Source organism: Jiella sonneratiae, assembly GCF_017353515.1.
Lineage (GTDB): Bacteria > Pseudomonadota > Alphaproteobacteria > Rhizobiales > Rhizobiaceae > Jiella > Jiella sonneratiae.
Map to the genome: position 1 here is coordinate 93,639 of NZ_JAFMPY010000003.1, position 16,031 is coordinate 109,669.

The window sequence follows — 16,031 nt, forward strand, 5'->3', positions numbered from 1 at the left end:
CTTCGAACGCGTGGCGGCGGGGAAGGGAACGTGCGGCATCGAACCTGCTCCAATGTTATATCGTTACAGCAATTGCGTTATGCTATAACATATGGCAAAAGCAAGACCGCAGGCGAGAAAAGGTCGTTCGATGACGCAGTCCAATTCGAGCCCGCAGCCGCCGCAGACGCTCGTCGCGATGCGGGGGATGGGGGTGTTCCGGTCCGGCCGCTGGCTGGTCCGCGGTGTCGATCTTTCGATCCGTCCGGGCGAGATCGTCACGCTGATCGGCCCGAACGGTTCCGGCAAGACGACGACGGCGAAGGCGGCGATCGGCATCCTCGCGCCGGATGCGGGAGAAGTGCGGCGTAGCGCCGGCCTCGTCGTCGGCTACGTGCCGCAGAAGCTCGCGATCGACCGCTCGCTGCCGATGAGCGTTGCGCGGCTGATGACCCTCACCGCCCGGGCGAGCCCGGCCGAGATCGATGCGGTGCTCGACCGGGTCGGGGTGCTGCATCTGCGCACCGCCCAGGTGCACGACCTGTCGGGCGGCGAGTTCCAGCGGGCGCTGCTCGCCCGCGCGATGCTGCGCCGGCCGCATCTCCTCGTCCTCGACGAACCGGTGCAGGGCGTCGATTTTTCCGGCGAGATCGCGCTCTACGAACTGATCTCCGAACTGCGCGAGAGCGAGGGCTGCGCCGTCCTGCTGATCTCCCACGATCTGCATGTCGTGATGGCGAAGACCGACCGTGTGGTCTGCCTCAACGGCCACGTCTGCTGCGAGGGAACGCCGAGTTCGGTCGCGGCCTCGCCGGCCTATCGCCGGCTGTTCGGCGACCGGGCGGCCGAGGCGCTCGCTGTCTACCGCCACCACCACGACCACACGCATCTGCCGGACGGGCGCATCGCCTATCCGCCCGGCGGCGGCGACCACCATCATCCGGCCGGCTGCGGCCATGACCATGGCGCGGACGACGAAGGCCGTGACGCGGCCTCCGGCGCAAAGGAGGAAGCGGATGCCGCAAGCAGGGAGCACGACCATGCTTGACGACTTCTTCGTCCGTGCGCTCCTCGCCGGCATCGGCATCGCGGTCGTCGCCGGGCCCCTCGGCTGCTTCGTCGTCTGGCGGCGCATGGCCTATTTCGGCGACACGATGGCGCATTCGGCGCTGCTCGGCATCGCTTTGGCGCTGGCCTTCGACTGGGCGACGCTGCCGGCGGTCTTCCTGGTCTCGGCGCTGGTCTCGATGGCGCTCGTCCTGCTGCAGCGGCGCGGCGGGCTTTCGACCGACTCGCTGCTCGGTATCCTGTCGCATTCCTCCCTCGCCATCGGCCTCGTCTCGCTCGCCTTCATGCCGGGGGTGAGGGTCGATCTCCTCGGCTATCTGTTCGGCGACATCCTGGCGGTGACGAAGACGGACCTCGCCGTGGTCTGGGGCGGCGCGGTCGTCGTTGCCGCCGCGCTGGCGCTGCTCTGGCGTCCGCTCCTCGCCGGCACGGTGAACGCCGAGGTCGCCGCCGCCGAGGGCCAGGCGCCGGAACGCGCCAGGATCCTCTTCATGCTGCTTCTTGCCTTCGTCATCGCCATCGCGATGAAGATCGTCGGCATCCTGCTGATCACCGCGCTCCTGATCATTCCCGCCGCGACCGCGCGGCGCTTTGCGACCTCGCCGGAGGTCATGGCGCTTTCGGCGGCGGTGATCGGCGCGTTCGCCTCGGGGGGCGGCCTCTATCTCTCGCTCGGCTACGACACGCCGTCCGGCCCGTCGATCGTCGTCGCCGCGCTCGGCCTGTTTCTTCTCGCGCTGCTGCCGCTGCCGAAGCTTTCCGCGTCGGCCGGAAAGCCGGCCGCCTCGGAGCCGGCGCCATGACGCAGACGCCCGCTCTGACCCGCAACCAGACCCTCGTCCTTGGCACGCTCACCAAGGCCGGCGAGCCGCTCAGCGCCTATGCCATTCTCGACCGGCTGCGGGAGGAGGGGTTCCGGGCGCCGCTGCAGGTCTACCGCGCCCTCGACAAGCTGCTGGAGACCGGGCTCGTCCATCGCCTCGACAGCCTGAAGGCCTTCGTCGCCTGCTCCCATCCGCACGAGCATGCCGGCGAGACGATGGTCGCCTTCGCGATCTGCGAGAACTGCGCGCGGGTGTGGGAATTTTCCGATTCGAAGATCGAGGCGCGCTTTTCCGCCTGGGCCGAGGCGGAAGACTTCGAGACGCGGGCGACGACCTTGGAAATCTCCGGCCTGTGCGCCGCCTGCCGGGCCGCCGCGGCGGCCGGAAAGCCCGGAAAACCGGGCCCCGAGACGAGCCGCCGCTGAGGCTTTCCGAGAATCCGCGCAAATCCCGCCTGCGTGCTTGCGGTCCTCAAAAGCCCTCGTTATATACCGCGGCGCAGGTCACGGAGTGTAGCGCAGTCTGGTAGCGCACCTCGTTCGGGACGAGGGGGTCGCAGGTTCAAATCCTGCCACTCCGACCAGCATTTCCGGACATTGTCGAACGGGACCACCCAGCCGGGCCGGGCGGGGTATCCGAGGTCCGTTCGCTTCGTCTCGTCGGCGTTGTCGTTTCCGGCCGCGCGGTTTTGCCGACGACGCCGGACCGATCGCCCTCACATGTCGCGATGCACCCGGAACGGGCCCCAGCTCTGGCTGACCGGCATCAGCTCCAGCTGGTTGACGTTGACGTGCGGCGGGAGACTCGCGACCCAGAAGATCGTCTCGGCGATGTCTTCCGGCTGCAGGGCATGGGCGCCGCCATAGAGCGTGTCGTAGGCCGCCTTGTCGCCGCCGGTCCGCACCAGCGTGAATTCGCTTTCGCACAGGCCCGGTTCGATCGAGGTGACGCGCACGCCGGTGCCGTGGAGATCGGCCCTCAGCCCGCGGGTGAACTGCTGCACGAAGGCTTTCGTCCCGCCATAGACGTTGCCGCCCGGATAGGGCCAGTTGGCGGCGATCGACGACAGGTTGACGATGCCGCCCCGGCGCTCGATCAGCCCGGGCAGCAGCCGATGGGTCATGGCGGTCAGCGCGGTGACGTTGGTGGCGATCATCGTCTTCCATTCGGCAAGATCGCATTCCTGCGCCGGGCCGGTCCCGAGCGCCAGGCCGGCATTGTTGACGAGAAGGTCGATCGCCGAAAATTCCGTCGGCAAGGCTTGCAGCGCCGCGTCCATGGCCGCCTCGTCGGTCATGTCGAAGACGGCCGGCCAAAAGCATGCGCCGAGCTCGGCCTGAAGCGCCTCCAGCCGTTCGGCCCGCCGCCCGGTGCCGATCACCCGCCAGCCGGCGGCCGCGAAGCGGCGCGCCGTCGCCTGGCCGAAGCCGGAGGTTGCGCCGGTGACGAGAAGGGTTCCGGTCATGAGACCTCCAGATCGATGGTCGAACGAAGCGCCGACGGGTCCGGCGAGGCCGCCTGCGCGGGCGACGCCGCCTGCGACGGCAAGGTGAGAGCCCGCGACAGGCTGGCCAGCGCCAGCACGATCAGAAGGCAGGCGACGGCGCGCTTCCAGGCCTCGGCGCTGATCCGCCCGTAGACGTGCTTGCCGAGGACGATGCCCGCCACCACCGCCGGCGCCAGCAGGGCCATGACCGTCAGGCTGGACGCCGGCAGCAGGCCGAGAAACGCGCGCAGGGCGATCGACCCCGTGTCGGTCAGCGCGAAGACGACGGCAAGCAGGGCGCGCGCCTGGTCCGGCGTGCGCCGGCTGGCCATCAGCCAGGCGACGACGAGGGTGCCCCCAACCGCGAAGGCCCCGATCATCGCGCCGGTCAGGAAGCCGGCCGCGACCGCCGCGCCGGCGCTGTCGAGCCAGCGCCAGCGAAGCCTCAGCAGCGCCGCCAGCGCCGAGACGAGGACGGCGACGTTGAGGCCGATCAGCGCCGGCCCCGCGGGCAGCGCCTTGAGCGCGAAGACGCCGGCGACGGCGCCGACGAGGCCGGCGCTCCCGACGAGCGCCGCCTCGCGCCGGTCGAGTCCTGCGAGGATGCCGCCGCGCACCAGAAGCGCGGTGGCGAAGAGGTCGAGGCAGAGGACGATGCCGGTGGCGAATTCCGCCGGCCAGAGCAGCGACAAGAGCGGCGCCGCGACGAGCGAGAAGCCGAAGCCGGTCGCGCCGCGGACCACGGCTGCGACGATCACGGCGAGAAAGGCGAGCAAAAGCTCCAGTCCCAAGGCGGCGGCTCCGATGAAGTGAGCCGGACCATCCCCCGCGGCGTTGCGAATGAACAGGTCCAGTCGCCGGGATCGATGAGTCCAGCGCTGGACCCATCGACACTTCGATCTGGCTCTTTCCGCCGCCACGGCACTCGCGTCAGCTTTGCGTCTCTCGACACGGAGGACGCCGGATGCCGGCCGCACAGACGAATTTCGCGCATCACTGGATGCCGTTCACCAACAACCGCCTGTTCCGCGAAACGCCGCAGATGTTCGCGAGGGCGGAAGGCGTCCACTATGTCACGCCCGAGGGCGACACCATTCTCGACGGCTCATCCGGCCTGTTCTGCACCCCGGCCGGGCACGGCCGCCGCGAAATCGCCGACGCCGTCCACGCACAGCTGATGACGCTCGACTACACCCCGCATTTCCAAAGGGGAGCGCCGATCTCCTTCACGCTGGCCGAACGCCTGGCCGAGATCCTGCCGGAGGGGCTCGACCGGGTGTTCTTCGCCTCGTCAGGCTCCGAGGCCGTCGACAGCGCGATGAAGATCTGCCTGACCTATCACCGCGCCAGGGGCGAGGGTCAGCGCAGCCGCTTCGTCTCGCGCAACTGGGGCTATCACGGGGTCAATCTCGGCGGCACGTCGCTCGCCGGCATGGTCAACAACCGCCGGGAGTTTTCCGGCGTCACCTGCGACGTCGTCCACATGCGCCACACCTGGACCGAGGAGCAGCGCTACACCTGCGGCCAGCCGGAGACCGGGGCGGAACTGGCCGACGACCTCGAGGAGATCTGCCGCACCTTTGGCGCCGACACGATCGCCGGCGTCTTCGTCGAGCCGATCGCCGGGTCGATCGGCACCATCGTCCCGCCGAAGGGCTATCTGGAGCGCCTGCGCGCCATCGCCGACAAATACGGCCTGCTCTTGATCTTCGACGAGGTGATCACCGGCTTCGGGCGCACCGGCTCGGCCTTCGCCGGCCAGGAATTTTCGGTCACGCCCGACGTGATGACCATGGCCAAGGCGCTGACCAACGGCGCCGTGCCGATGAGCGCGGTGGCGACCACCGCGAAGATCCAGGACGCGATCTTCGCCGCCGCCGGCGAGGCCGACCGGCCGGAGCTCTTCCACGGCTACACCTATTCGGCCCATCCCGTGGCCTGTGCCGCCGCGCTCGCGACGCTCGACGTCTATCGCGACGAGAAGCTGTTCGACCGGGCCCGCGACCTCTCGCCCCGCTTCCTCGACCTGATCTTCGGGCTGCGCAACCTGCCGCAGGTCGTCGACCTCAGGGGCTACGGCATGATGGCGGGCATCCAGCTCGCGCCGGCCGACAAGCCCGGGCTCAAGGGCTCGCTGGTCCAGCGGGCGCTGTTCGACGCCGGGCTGCACGTCAAGGCGACCGGCGACGCGCTGATCGTCGCTCCGGCCTTCGTCGCGACCGATGGCGAACTCGAGCAGATGACCGACATCCTGCGGCGCGTGCTCGGCCGGGCCGAGCTTCATTGAGCGCCGGCGTCACGCTCCTCGACGCGCGGCTCCTCCGGCCGGGGCGGAGCCCGGTTCCGCGCCGCGAGACAGGCGTCGAGCGCCTGCCTGAGCGCCGCGATACCCGCTGGTATCCTGGCATTGTCGATCGGTCCGAAGCCGAGCCGCAGGAAGTTGTGCTCCGGCCGGGGCTGACGGAAGTGGATGTCGCCGACCTCGACCACGGCGCCGTGTCTCGCCGCCTCGGCCTGGAACGCGCCGGCCGCGATCCCCTCCGGCAGGCGGAGCCACAGGGCGGATCCGCCTGTCGTCATCGTCGCCTCGCAATCCGGCAGCTGGCGTTCGATCTCGCCGAGCATCGTCGTCCAGCGCCGGGCGAGCATGTCCTGCTGGCGGCGGATATGGGCGTCGTAATGGCCTTCCGACATGAACAGCGCCATGGCGCGCTGGTCGAGCGCCGAGGGATGCCGGTACATCAGGCGCCGCAGGGCCCGGAGCTCGACGATCACCTCCGGCGCCGCGACGATGAAGCCGAGCCTCAGTCCCGGAAACACCGGCTTCGAAAGGCTGCCGGCATGCAGGACGCGGCCGGAACGGTCGTAGCCGCGCAGGGCGTGCTGGCGCGGGCCGACATGGTTCAGCTCGTGCTCGTAGTCGTCCTCGACGATCAGAAGGTCGTGGCGTTCGGCGGCCTGGAGAAGCGCCAGCCGCCGCTGCATGGTCATGGTGACGTTGGTCGGGGCCTGATGGCTGGGCGTGACGTAGACGAGGTCGCAGTCATCAAGCCGCTGGTTCGGCCGCGCGCCGCTGGCATCGACGGGCAGGTCGACGATCTCGGCGCCGTCGAGCTCGAAGATGTTGCGGGCGTCGACATAGCCCGGATTCTCGAAGGCCACCCTGGTTCCCGGGCCACAGAACAGGCGCGAAACCAGATAGACGGCATTCTGCGACCCGATGGTCACGAGGATCTCGTCCGCGCCGGCCCGGATGCCGCGGCGCGGCAGGATCCGCCGGATGATCTGCTCGATCAGCAGCGGATCGTCGGCGTCGACGAGATCGGTCATCAGGCTCTTCAGATGCTCGGCGCGTCCGGCCTGATGGATGCAGTCGCGCCATTTGGTCAGCGAGACCGGGTCGGCCGCGACCTGGCCGTAGACGAAGGGGTAGGGGAAGCGCTGCCAGTCCGTGGGTTTGCGGATGTTGGGCTGGTGCGACGGCCGCAGCCGCATGTGGCGGGCCCAGCCGCTGGGCCGGGCGTCGGCGGGGCGGTCGGGATTGAACGGTCCCATCGCGGCGCGGCGGGTCTCGGCCGAAAGGCGCAGGAAGCGCTCGTCGACGAAGTAGCCGCGCCGCTCGACGGCGGTGAGATAGCCGTCCTCCGCCATCTTCTCGTAGACGAGGGTGACGGTGTTGCGCGACACGCTGAGCTGCCGCGCCATCACCCGGGTCGCCGGCAGCGGCTCGTGCGACACGATCGCACCGGACAGGATCGCCTCGACGATCCGCTCCTGGATCTGGCGCTGCAGCGGCCGGCCGGGGTCGAGAGGGCGCAGCAGGGCATGGTTCGGCATGCGGCTCGAACGGGTGGTCATCGCCGGCTCTCGGTGCGTCGTCCTCTGCATCGCGGCACCTTAGCCATGCCGGGGGAGGCTCGGCAATTCACGCCAACCCGCCGCCGAGCGGGAAAGGTCCGTGCCGCATGAGCCGCGCATCGCCCAAGCGCCGCATCGGCATCCTCGGCGGCATGGGGCCGCAGGCGACGGTTCTCCTGATGCAGCGGATCATCGACCGGACGAGCGCGCGCGACGATCGGGACCACGTTCCGATGCTGGTCGACAACAACACCCAGGTGCCGTCGCGTATCGCGGCGATCATCGAAGGCACAGGCGAAAGCCCGGCGCCGGTGCTCGTCGAAATGGCGCGGCGGCTCGAGGCGGGCGGTGCCGAGGCGCTGGCCATGCCCTGCAACACCGCGCATCACTATGCCGGCGAAATCGCCGCCGCGGTGTCGGTCCCGTTTCTCGACATGATCGATCTTTCCGTCGGCGCGGTGGCGGGCCGGTCCGCCCGAAGGGTCGGCATCCTCGGATCGCCGGCGGTGCGCCTGGCGGGGATCTTCGATCGCACCTTCGCCGGGGCCGGCATCGCGACGCTCTATCCTGGCGACGAGGCCGCCATGCTGGCGGCGATCCGGCTGGTGAAGGCCGGCGACGCCAGCGGCCGGGCGGCCGCGCTTCTGAGAGCCGCCGCCGCGGAACTTCACGGCACCGGTGCCGACGTCCTCGTCGTTGCCTGCACCGAATTCTCGGTCATCGCCGGGGCGATCGCCGGCGACTGTCCGGTCGTCGACACGCTCGATGTGCTGGCCGGCGCCGTGGTAGCCTTCGCTTCCGCCGATCGCGGGCCGGCGCCGCGTTTCGGGGAGGCCTGAATACGGCCGGTGCGTTTCGGCGGCATGATCCTTGCTTGCTGAAACCTGCCGGACCGCGACGCGCAGACAAGACCCCTTCAACGGGCGGCGCATGAACCCAGACGAACATCGGAGAGCAGAATGATGAATAAGCTAGCAGTCGTTCTCTTGGCAGGCCTGGCCGGCACGGGCCTCCTGGCGGGAACGGCGGTCGCGCAGGACACCGTCATCGTCGGCCATTTCGGCAACCCGACGCCGGACCAGGTGGCCGCTGCCGATGCCAAATTCGAGAAGGCCACCGGCTGGAAGATCGACTGGCGCAAGTTCTCGGCCGGCACCGACGTGATCGCCGCCATGGCCTCCGGCGACGTCAACGTCGCCGAACTCGGCTCCTCGCCCATGGCGATCGCCGCGACGCAGGGGCTCGACCTCGAAATGTTCATGGTCGCCGAGGTCATCGGCACGGCGGAATCCCTGATCGTGCGCAACGACGCGGGCATCAAGACGCTGGCTGATCTGAAGGGCAAGCGGGTCGCCGTGCCGATCGGCTCGACCTCGCACTTCTCCCTGATGGGAGCCTTGAAGCATGCCGGCGTCGATCCGGGCGACGTCACCATCATGAACATGTCGCCTGACCAGATGGTCGCGGCGTGGCAGCAGGGCGCGATCGACGCCGGCTTCGTCTGGGAGCCCGCCCAGGGCAAGCTGATGGAGAACGGCACGCGGCTCGTCGGCGCGGACGAGACCGCCGAGTGGGGCTATCCGACCTTCGACGCCTGGGTGGTGAACAAGGACTTCGCCGACAAGCACAAGGACGCGATGATCGCCTTCACCAAGACCATGGCCGAGGCGAACGACGCCTATCTCGCGGACACCTCGAAGTGGACGGCCGACAGTGCGCCGGTGAAGACCATCGCCGATCGCACGGGCGCTGCGCCCGATCAGGTGCCGGCGGTCCTGTCGGGCTACACCTTCCTGCCGCTGAAGAAGCAGATCGAGAGCGGCTGGCTCGGCAAGAAGGGCGCCGACGCCACCAAGGCGACGGCGGAATTCCTGAAGTCCGCCGGCCGCATCGACAGCGTCAAGGACGACTACACGCCCTTCGTCACCGACGAGTTCGCCAAGGCCGCGGCCGAATAGGCGGGCCGATCGCCGCAATGCCGACCGTTCTCCGCGCCTTGTCGGCGCGGAGACCCCCAAGGAGGGACGTCATGGCACTTGAGATCAAGCAGGCATCCGTCGAATATCCCGCGGTGAACGGCCGGCCGCCGGTCGAGGCCCTGCGCAAGGTCGAGCTGACGATCGAGCCGGGCGATTTTACCGTGGCGCTCGGCGCATCGGGCTGCGGCAAGTCAACGCTTCTGAACCTGATCGCCGGCTTTCTCGCCCCCTCGTCGGGCGACATCGTCCTCGACGGCGTCCCCGTTTCCGGGCCGAGCGCCGACCGCTCCGTGGTGTTCCAGAAGCATGCGCTGCTGCCCTGGCTGAACGTTCTCGACAACGTCGCCTTCGGGCTGAAGCTGCAGGGCCGCCCGCGCGCCGAGCGCCATCAGGTGGCGGAAAAATTCATCGGCCTGCTCGGCCTCGCGGGCTTCGAGAACTCGCCGGTCTATTCGCTGTCGGGCGGCATGCAGCAGCGCGTCGGCATCGCGCGGGCGCTGACCTGCGATCCCAAGCTCCTCTTGATGGACGAGCCGCTCGGCGCGCTCGACGCGCTGACCCGGGAGCGGGCGCAGGAGCTGATCCTGAGGATCTGGAACGAGACCGGAAAGTCGGTCTTCTTCATCACCCACAGCGTCGAGGAGGCGCTGTTCATGGGCACCAGGCTGATTGTCATGTCGCCCCGGCCGGGGCGCATCGCCCACCGCTTCGACCTGCCGTTCTCACGGCGGTTCTGCGAAGGGCAGCCGGCGCGCGCGATCAAGGCCTCGTCCGACTTCATCGCGCTTCGCGAGGAAGTGCTCGCCATCATCTTCGCCGACGAGGAGGAGGAGGCCGCATGAGCATCGTTCGACCGACCAACGACGAGACCCGGGTGCAGGAGCCGGCGTCGCCTGCGACCTCCGGATGGCGCGAGGCGATCGGCGGCGGCGTGGCGCGGATGGCCAGGAGCCGCCCGACCAAGCCCGGCGAGACCTATGGCGTGCCGGGGCAGGGCGAGACCGTCGTCCTCAGCCTCGTCACCATCGCGATCTTCATCTTCGTCTGGTGGCTGGTGACGGCGCTCGGCCTCGTCAAGCCGCTCTTCGTTCCCTCGCCGCAGGCGATCTTCCAGAAGTTCGTCGACGTCCTGACCGACGGCTTCACCGGCACCTCGCTTCTGGCGCATGCCGGGATTTCCGCCGCGCGGGTGTTCGGCGCCTTCCTTCTCGCATGTCTGGTCGGCGTGCCGCTCGGCCTCGCCATGGGCATGAGCCCGACGATCCGGGGCATCTTCGACCCGCCGATCGAATTCTACCGGCCGATCCCGCCGCTCGCCTACCTGCCGCTGATGATCATCTGGTTCGGCATCGGCGAGACCTCGAAGGTGCTTTTGATCTTCCTGTCGTGCTTCGCGCCGATAGCGCTCGGGGCGAAGTCCGGCGTGCGCTCGGCGGCGATCGAGCAGATCCACGCGGCCTATTCCTTCGGCGCCTCGCGCTGGCAGGTGATGCGGCACGTCATCCTGCCCTCGGCGCTGCCGGAGATCCTGACCGCCATGCGCATCGGCATCGGCTTCGGCTGGACGACGCTCGTCGCGGCGGAGATGGTCGCGGCCACCAAGGGCCTCGGCTACATGGTGCTGACGGCCTCGCAGTTCCTGCAGACCGCGACGGTGATCATGGGCATCGTGGTGATCGCCGCGATCGCCTATGCCTTCGACCTCCTGATGCGCTTCATCGAGCGGCGCGTCGTCCCGTGGAAGGGACGGATGTAGCTGCGGGGAACGGGCCGACGCCGATCCGATGCCGTCGGCCCGATGAGCCGCGCCCGGCGCGCCCGCAATCCCGGCGACAGCGGGCAAACCGCGCGCTTCTCGGCCGGGTCCTGAATCAAGCGAATGCGGCCGATCGGGCCGGTCCGTCGCGGCCCGCGGTCAGCGGCGCCGGCCGCCGATCACCGCGGCGTGGCAGTGCCGGATGATCGCGGCGATCTCGGCGCAATCCGCCGCGCTGAAGGTCAGCGGCAGACGCATGTCGAACAGGCCGGACAGGACGGCGTCGGTGCGCGGCAGCGACTGTGCCGGCATGTAGCGCCAGCTCGTGTGGTTGGACGTGAAGGCCACCGGCTCGTCGGCGCCGAACCATTTCAGGTCGACGCCGAGATCGCCGGCGGCCGCGACGAACGCCCGGGCGGCTTCGGGCGCGACGTTCGGGATCAGGAACTGGATGGAACTGCCGACGAAGCCCTCCTCGTCGCGCCGCTTCGGCAGGACGATCCCCTCGCAGCCGGCGAGCCCTGAGGCGACGATCCGATAACGCTCGTTCCAGCGCTCGATGTTCTCTGAAAGACGCTGGAGCTGCGGAACGAGGATCGCCGCGCGCAGATTGTCCATCCGGCCCGACATGTTCGGGGTTTCGAGGCGGATCGTCTCGAAGACGCTCGGCTCCGGCGCGGCGCCGTGCCGCCCGTAGAGCATGTAGGAGCCCGACAGGATGATCGCCCTCGCCATGAACTCCGGGTCGTCGGAGGTCAGAAGCCCGCCTTCGCCGGCGTTGAGATGCTTGTAGGTCTGGGTGGAAAAGCAGCCGGCGAGGCCGAAGCTTCCGCTCTTCCGCCCCTGCCACGTCGCGCCCATCGTGTGGGCGCAGTCCTCGATCATCACGGCGCCGAAGCGCGCGACGACTGCGGCGACGGCGTCCATGTCGGCGAGATGGCCGCGCATGCTCGACAGCAGGAAGAAGCGCGACCCGGTCGCCTCGAACCGGTGCGCCAAGTCGTCGAGGTCGACCACCAGATCCGGAGTGATCTCGACGAGGGCCGGCGTGCCGCCGGCGGCGGCGATGGCGCCGGGCACCGGCGCCAGGGTGAAGGCGTTGGTGAGCACGGTCTCGCCGGGGCGAAGACCCGCCGCCCGCAGCGCGATCGCCATCGCATAGCCGCCAGACGCGCAGGCGAGGCAGTAGCGCGCGCCCTGATAGGCGGCAAAGGCGGCCTCCAGCACGGCCGCCGCCGGGGTCTCGCCCGCGACGCTGTTGTAGCGATGCAGGCGGCCGCTGCGCAGAACCTCGACCGCCGCTTCGATGGCGTCCTCGGCGATCGGCTCCTGCTGGGTGAAGCTTCCTCGAAACGGCTTCATCGAAGTCTCCGTCAGGAACGGGCCGCGGCCTGCGCTCCGAAAAATCGTGGCGCCCCGCGGGCGATGGACATCCGCGAGGGCGGCTGAAGCGGCGGGGCCGCCGGCGGCGTCACGAGGCCGTTCGCCCCGGAGCGCGGGCGGTCGACTGGCGGACCACCAGCGCCACCGGCAGCTGCGTCGCAGCTTCCGTCGGGCGCCCCTCGATCCGCGCCATCAGCTTGTCGGCCGCCTGCTCGCCGATCGTGGTGGTGGGAATGTTCACGGTGGTGAGCGCCGGCGACATGTGGGCCGACATTTCGAGGTCGTCGATGCCGACGAGCGACAGGTCCTCCGGCACCCTGATGCCCCGCGCCTGGGTCTCGACCAGGCAGCCGAAGGCCTGGATATCGATGCCGCAGACGATGGCGGTCGGCGGCTCGGCGAGGGACAGGAGCGTCGCGCAGCCGGTGCGTCCCCCCGCCAGCGTATAGGGCTGCTGGCTGATCAGCCATTCCGGCAGCGCCAGTCCGGCGCCGACGATCTCGGCGCGCACGCCCTCGACGCGCAGCCTCTGGCGGTCGTTGTTGACGCGGTGCCCGGTCACCACGGCGATCCGGCGGTGGCCGAGCCCGATCAGGTGGCGGGCCGCCAGACGCCCGGCCTCGGCATTGTCGATCGCCACCGTGTCGAAACGCGCGTCCGCGACCCAGGTCAGGACCACCGGGATCGCGGTCTCCTGCAGAATGCCGATGGTCTCCTGCGACCGCGCGGCGCCGACGAGCATCAGCCCGTCGACGCGGCGCGACAGGAAGGACCGGATCGCCTCCGTCTCGGCCGCGGGACTGTAGCCGGTGCTGGCGACCAGCAGCTGGTAGCCGTGCGGGGCGAGCCGGCTCTGCATCACCTCCAGCGCGTGCGAGAAGGTGGCATTGTCGAGCGTCGGGACGATCGCCCCGATGGTGTGCGTGGGGCCGCGGCCGGCCGACACGCCGGGCCGCTCGAGATAGCCGAGGCGCTCGGCGCTCGACAGCACCCGGCGAAGCGTCGCCTGGTTGACGAGTTCCGGCTGCGCCAAGGCCCGCGAGACGGTGGCCAGCGAGACCTGGCTGTCCCGCGCGACGTCGATCAATCTGGGGCGCGTGCCGCGTGCCATCGAGCATCCATACTGAAAATATTTTCATCTGTCTAACCGCGAAATCGCCACCGTTCAAGCGAAGCGCCGACCCAAGCGAGCACGGAATCTTTAGCCGTTGACATTCCCGGATGGCTGTGAAACTTTCTTTCAAAATAATGAAAATAAGTTTCATCGGGAGGGAGACCATGCGCGGGAGGAAGGCCGTCGTCGGCCTGTGCGCGGTCGGCGGCATCATCATTCTCTGGTTCGCCCTGACCAGCTGGTTCGGGATCATTCCCGCCGGGCGGTTCCCGACGCCGGCGCAGTTCTGGGTCGCGCTGAAGCAGATCGAGCTGCGCGGCTATGCCGGAAGCACGCTCGTCGACCATGCCCTGCACAGCCTCCGTCTCATCGTCATCAGCTTCCTCGTGGCGGTGGGGACCGGCATTCCGCTCGGCCTCCTGATGGGCTGGAACCGCCGCGCGGAAGCGCTGATCAACCCGGTCTTCATGCTGATCCGGCCGATCCCGCCGCTCGCCTGGATCCCGCTGGCGATCCTGTGGCTGGGGCTCGGGGACGCCGCCAAGGTCATGGTCATCTGGTTCGCCGCCTTCGTGCCCTCGGTGATCAACGCCCATGCCGGGGTGCGCAACATCGACAAGTCGGTGATCGAGGCGGCCCGCATGCTCGGCACGCCGCCGCTGCGCATGGCGGGCGAGGTGATCGTCCCGGCCTCCCTGCCGATGATCTTCACCGGCCTCAGGCTGTCGCTGCAGGCCTCGTGGACGACGCTCGTCGCGGCCGAACTCGTCGGCGCGCTGGTCGGCGTCGGCTTCGTCCTCAACATGGCGCAGCAGGACATCTATCCGGCGATGATCCTCGTCGGCATGCTGACGGTCGGCGTGCTCGGCTGGGCGACGACCTTCGTCCTCGGCCTCGTCGAACGGCGGGTCCTGTCCTGGTCGCTGCAGGGGAGGGGCTGACATGGACAGCGCGCCGCTGACACTCGGTCAGACGCTCCGCCTCGGCCTGATCGGTCTTTTCGTCTTCTTCGGCATCTGGCTGCTGCTGCCGACCGCCGGGCTCGTTCCGCCGTCGTTCCTGCCGAGCCCGATCGCCGTCGCCGAACGCGTCGCCACGCTCACCACCGAGCCCTTCGCCGGCGCCACGCTTCCCGCACACATCGCCTACAGCTTCACGCGTTTCATCGCCGGCTTCGCGCTCGCCGCACTCATCGGCATCCCGCTCGGCCTGATGATGGGCTGGTTCCGGCTCGTCGACGAGATCGTCAGCCCGATCTTCGACGGCCTGCGCTTCATCGCGCCGATCGCCTGGGTGCCGTTCGCCGCGCTGTGGTTCGGCACGGGGATCGGCGGGCCGGTGATGATCATCTTCGCCGGCGCCTTCCCGCCCTGCGTCATCAACGCCTATCGCGGCGCGAGGCAGGTCGACCGGCGCCTCGTGGAGGCCGCCGAAATGCTCGGCACCGGCCATTTCAGAATGATCGTCGACATCCTTCTGCCGGCCTCCGTGCCCTCGCTGGTCGCGGGGCTCAGGGTCGCCGCGGGGCTCGGCTGGCAGTCGCTGGTCGGCGCCGAGCTGATCGTCGCCTCGACGGGCGTCGGCTTCATGATGGTGCAGGCGCAGGCCAACGTCGCGACGTCGACCGTCATGGCCGGGATGGTGGCGATCGGCATCGTCGGCCTGGCGATCGACATGGCGCTGCGCTGGACGGAAGCGTCGATCCGCCGGCATCGCGGCTTGGATGGATAAGGGGAGGACCGGTTTGGGCTCGATACGCTTCGAAGGCGTCGGAAAGGTTTTCGGCAACGCCAGAACGGGCTTCAAGGCGCTCGACGACGTCTCGCTCGCCATCGGCGAGAAGGAGTTCGTGGCGATCGTCGGCCCCTCCGGCTGCGGCAAGACCACCTGTCTGCGCATGGTCGCTGGCTTCGAGGGCGTGTCGGCCGGCAAGGTGCTGGTCAACGACCGGCCGGTGGTGCGGCCGGGCGCCGACCGCGCGGTGGTGTTCCAGCAGTTCGCCCTGTTTCCGTGGAAGACGGTGCGCCAGAACATCGAGTTCGGCCTGCGCAACAAGCGCATCGGCAAAGACCAGCGCGATCATCTCGTCGCCGGGTCTTTGAAGCTGATGTCGCTGGAGAGCCATGGCGACGCCTATCCGCACCAGCTCTCCGGCGGCATGCAGCAGCGCGTCGCGATCGCCAGGGCCTATGTCCTCGACCCCGACGTCCTCTTGATGGACGAGCCCTTCGGCGCGCTCGACGCGCAGACCCGCGTCGTCATGCAGGAAGAGCTGGTGCGGCTGGCGCGGGTCAATCCGCGCACCGTCCTCTTCATCACCCATGCCGTCGAGGAGGCAGTCTATCTCGCCGACCGCGTCGCGATCATGAGCCGGCGGCCGGGGACGATCAAGGAAATCATCGACGTCAAGACGGTGCGCCTCGCCGAACGGTGGGACGGCCACGAGCGGATCGAGGACGTCATGGATCTGGAATCCTTCGTCCATCTGCGCACGCGGATCTGGAAGTCGCTGCGCGAGGAAAAGGCCGAGATCGGCCACTGAGCTCCGAAGCCGCCGCGCCGCGGGCCGCCTCGAGGCCCTCGG

16 protein-coding genes and 1 tRNA gene are annotated in these 16,031 nt (G+C 69.1%); 12 read left to right on the plus strand and 5 right to left on the minus strand.

Annotated features, from left to right (window positions below):
• Window positions 1-130 precede the first annotated feature (130 nt).
• The 4 genes from J1C47_RS02720 (at window position 131) to J1C47_RS02735 (ending at window position 2,454) form a co-directional block, all read left to right on the plus strand.
• Window positions 131-1,027, plus strand: a complete 897-nt coding sequence (locus tag J1C47_RS02720) for an ATP-binding cassette domain-containing protein (RefSeq protein ID WP_207349190.1) — start codon at window positions 131-133, stop codon at window positions 1,025-1,027.
• Window positions 1,020-1,850, plus strand: a complete 831-nt coding sequence (locus J1C47_RS02725; RefSeq protein WP_207349191.1) for a metal ABC transporter permease — start codon at window positions 1,020-1,022, stop codon at window positions 1,848-1,850. Before J1C47_RS02720 ends, J1C47_RS02725 begins: the two co-directional genes overlap by 8 nt.
• Window positions 1,847-2,296, plus strand: a complete 450-nt coding sequence (locus tag J1C47_RS02730) for a Fur family transcriptional regulator (RefSeq protein WP_207349192.1) — start codon at window positions 1,847-1,849, stop codon at window positions 2,294-2,296. The genes J1C47_RS02725 and J1C47_RS02730 overlap by 4 nt, the downstream gene beginning before the upstream one ends.
• An 81-nt stretch (window positions 2,297-2,377) precedes the next feature.
• Window positions 2,378-2,454: transfer RNA gene (locus tag J1C47_RS02735), tRNA-Pro, on the plus strand.
• A 132-nt stretch (window positions 2,455-2,586) separates the two neighbouring features.
• On the opposite strand, the gene J1C47_RS02740 is transcribed toward J1C47_RS02735, so the two are convergent.
• Both J1C47_RS02740 and J1C47_RS02745 read right to left on the minus strand, forming a co-directional pair.
• A complete protein-coding gene (locus J1C47_RS02740) occupies window positions 2,587-3,336 on the minus strand; it encodes an SDR family oxidoreductase (protein WP_207349193.1) in 750 nt (249 codons plus the stop codon).
• Entirely contained in the window at window positions 3,333-4,148 is an 816-nt protein-coding gene (locus J1C47_RS02745; protein WP_207349194.1) for a sulfite exporter TauE/SafE family protein, read from the minus strand. The genes J1C47_RS02740 and J1C47_RS02745 overlap by 4 nt, the downstream gene beginning before the upstream one ends.
• A gap of 173 nt (window positions 4,149-4,321) precedes the next feature.
• On the opposite strand from J1C47_RS02745, the gene aptA reads away from it, so the two are divergent.
• Window positions 4,322-5,644, plus strand: a complete 1,323-nt coding sequence (aptA, locus tag J1C47_RS02750; RefSeq protein WP_207349195.1) for an omega-aminotransferase AptA — start codon at window positions 4,322-4,324, stop codon at window positions 5,642-5,644.
• On the opposite strand, the gene J1C47_RS02755 is transcribed toward aptA, so the two are convergent.
• Window positions 5,638-7,215 (minus strand): aminotransferase-like domain-containing protein, encoded by a 1,578-nt coding sequence (locus J1C47_RS02755; protein WP_207349196.1) that lies wholly within the window; start codon window positions 7,213-7,215, stop codon window positions 5,638-5,640. The two genes, aptA and J1C47_RS02755, sit on opposite strands and share 7 nt — an antisense overlap.
• Window positions 7,216-7,322: 107 nt before the next feature.
• Between J1C47_RS02755 and cuyB the strand changes: the two genes are divergently transcribed.
• From cuyB to J1C47_RS02775, 4 genes are all read left to right on the plus strand, one after another.
• A complete protein-coding gene (gene cuyB / locus J1C47_RS02760; protein WP_207349197.1) occupies window positions 7,323-8,054 on the plus strand; it encodes a cysteate racemase in 732 nt (243 codons plus the stop codon).
• 120 nt (window positions 8,055-8,174) lie between these two features.
• The gene (tauA, locus tag J1C47_RS02765; RefSeq protein ID WP_245396322.1) at window positions 8,175-9,173 is read left to right on the plus strand and encodes a taurine ABC transporter substrate-binding protein; all 999 of its coding nucleotides are present in this window, start codon (window positions 8,175-8,177) and stop codon (window positions 9,171-9,173) included.
• A gap of 71 nt (window positions 9,174-9,244) precedes the next feature.
• Window positions 9,245-10,036 (plus strand): taurine ABC transporter ATP-binding protein, encoded by a 792-nt coding sequence (locus J1C47_RS02770; RefSeq protein ID WP_207349198.1) that lies wholly within the window; start codon window positions 9,245-9,247, stop codon window positions 10,034-10,036.
• 98 nt (window positions 10,037-10,134) lie between these two features.
• Window positions 10,135-10,950: an ABC transporter permease subunit gene (locus J1C47_RS02775; protein ID WP_207349443.1), complete on the plus strand. Its 816-nt coding sequence runs from the start codon at window positions 10,135-10,137 to the stop codon at window positions 10,948-10,950.
• Window positions 10,951-11,109: 159 nt separating this feature from the next.
• Here J1C47_RS02775 and J1C47_RS02780 read toward each other — a convergent pair whose 3' ends face one another.
• Entirely contained in the window at window positions 11,110-12,312 is a 1,203-nt protein-coding gene (locus J1C47_RS02780) for a DegT/DnrJ/EryC1/StrS family aminotransferase (RefSeq protein WP_207349199.1), read from the minus strand.
• A 109-nt stretch (window positions 12,313-12,421) separates the two neighbouring features.
• Window positions 12,422-13,444: a LacI family DNA-binding transcriptional regulator gene (locus tag J1C47_RS02785; protein WP_207349200.1), complete on the minus strand. Its 1,023-nt coding sequence runs from the start codon at window positions 13,442-13,444 to the stop codon at window positions 12,422-12,424.
• A gap of 167 nt (window positions 13,445-13,611) precedes the next feature.
• On the opposite strand from J1C47_RS02785, the gene J1C47_RS02790 reads away from it, so the two are divergent.
• The 3 genes from J1C47_RS02790 to J1C47_RS02800 are packed head-to-tail and all read left to right on the plus strand — an operon-like array spanning window position 13,612 to window position 15,989.
• A complete protein-coding gene (locus tag J1C47_RS02790) occupies window positions 13,612-14,388 on the plus strand; it encodes an ABC transporter permease (RefSeq protein ID WP_207349201.1) in 777 nt (258 codons plus the stop codon).
• A 1-nt stretch (window position 14,389) separates the two neighbouring features.
• A complete protein-coding gene (locus J1C47_RS02795; RefSeq protein WP_207349202.1) occupies window positions 14,390-15,178 on the plus strand; it encodes an ABC transporter permease in 789 nt (262 codons plus the stop codon).
• Window positions 15,179-15,191: 13 nt separating this feature from the next.
• Entirely contained in the window at window positions 15,192-15,989 is a 798-nt protein-coding gene (locus tag J1C47_RS02800) for an ABC transporter ATP-binding protein (protein WP_207349203.1), read from the plus strand.
• The last annotated feature ends 42 nt before the right edge of the window (window positions 15,990-16,031 follow it).

Excerpts from the sequence above, each read along its gene's own strand:
- J1C47_RS02720 (WP_207349190.1), top strand. The coding sequence starts at position 131 with ATGACGCAGTCCAATTCGAGCCCGCAGCCGCCGCAGACGCTCGTCGCG.
- J1C47_RS02725 (WP_207349191.1), top strand. The coding sequence starts at position 1,020 with ATGCTTGACGACTTCTTCGTCCGTGCGCTCCTCGCCGGCATCGGCATC.
- J1C47_RS02730 (WP_207349192.1), top strand. The coding sequence starts at position 1,847 with ATGACGCAGACGCCCGCTCTGACCCGCAACCAGACCCTCGTCCTTGGC.
- J1C47_RS02740 (WP_207349193.1), bottom strand. The coding sequence starts at position 3,336 with ATGACCGGAACCCTTCTCGTCACCGGCGCAACCTCCGGCTTCGGCCAG.
- aptA (WP_207349195.1), top strand. The coding sequence starts at position 4,322 with ATGCCGGCCGCACAGACGAATTTCGCGCATCACTGGATGCCGTTCACC.
- J1C47_RS02755 (WP_207349196.1), bottom strand. The coding sequence starts at position 7,215 with ATGACCACCCGTTCGAGCCGCATGCCGAACCATGCCCTGCTGCGCCCT.
- cuyB (WP_207349197.1), top strand. The coding sequence starts at position 7,323 with ATGAGCCGCGCATCGCCCAAGCGCCGCATCGGCATCCTCGGCGGCATG.
- tauA (WP_245396322.1), top strand. The coding sequence starts at position 8,175 with ATGATGAATAAGCTAGCAGTCGTTCTCTTGGCAGGCCTGGCCGGCACG.
- J1C47_RS02770 (WP_207349198.1), top strand. The coding sequence starts at position 9,245 with ATGGCACTTGAGATCAAGCAGGCATCCGTCGAATATCCCGCGGTGAAC.
- J1C47_RS02775 (WP_207349443.1), top strand. The coding sequence starts at position 10,135 with ATGGCCAGGAGCCGCCCGACCAAGCCCGGCGAGACCTATGGCGTGCCG.
- J1C47_RS02780 (WP_207349199.1), bottom strand. The coding sequence starts at position 12,312 with ATGAAGCCGTTTCGAGGAAGCTTCACCCAGCAGGAGCCGATCGCCGAG.
- J1C47_RS02785 (WP_207349200.1), bottom strand. The coding sequence starts at position 13,444 with ATGGCACGCGGCACGCGCCCCAGATTGATCGACGTCGCGCGGGACAGC.
- J1C47_RS02790 (WP_207349201.1), top strand. The coding sequence starts at position 13,612 with ATGCGCGGGAGGAAGGCCGTCGTCGGCCTGTGCGCGGTCGGCGGCATC.
- J1C47_RS02795 (WP_207349202.1), top strand. The coding sequence starts at position 14,390 with ATGGACAGCGCGCCGCTGACACTCGGTCAGACGCTCCGCCTCGGCCTG.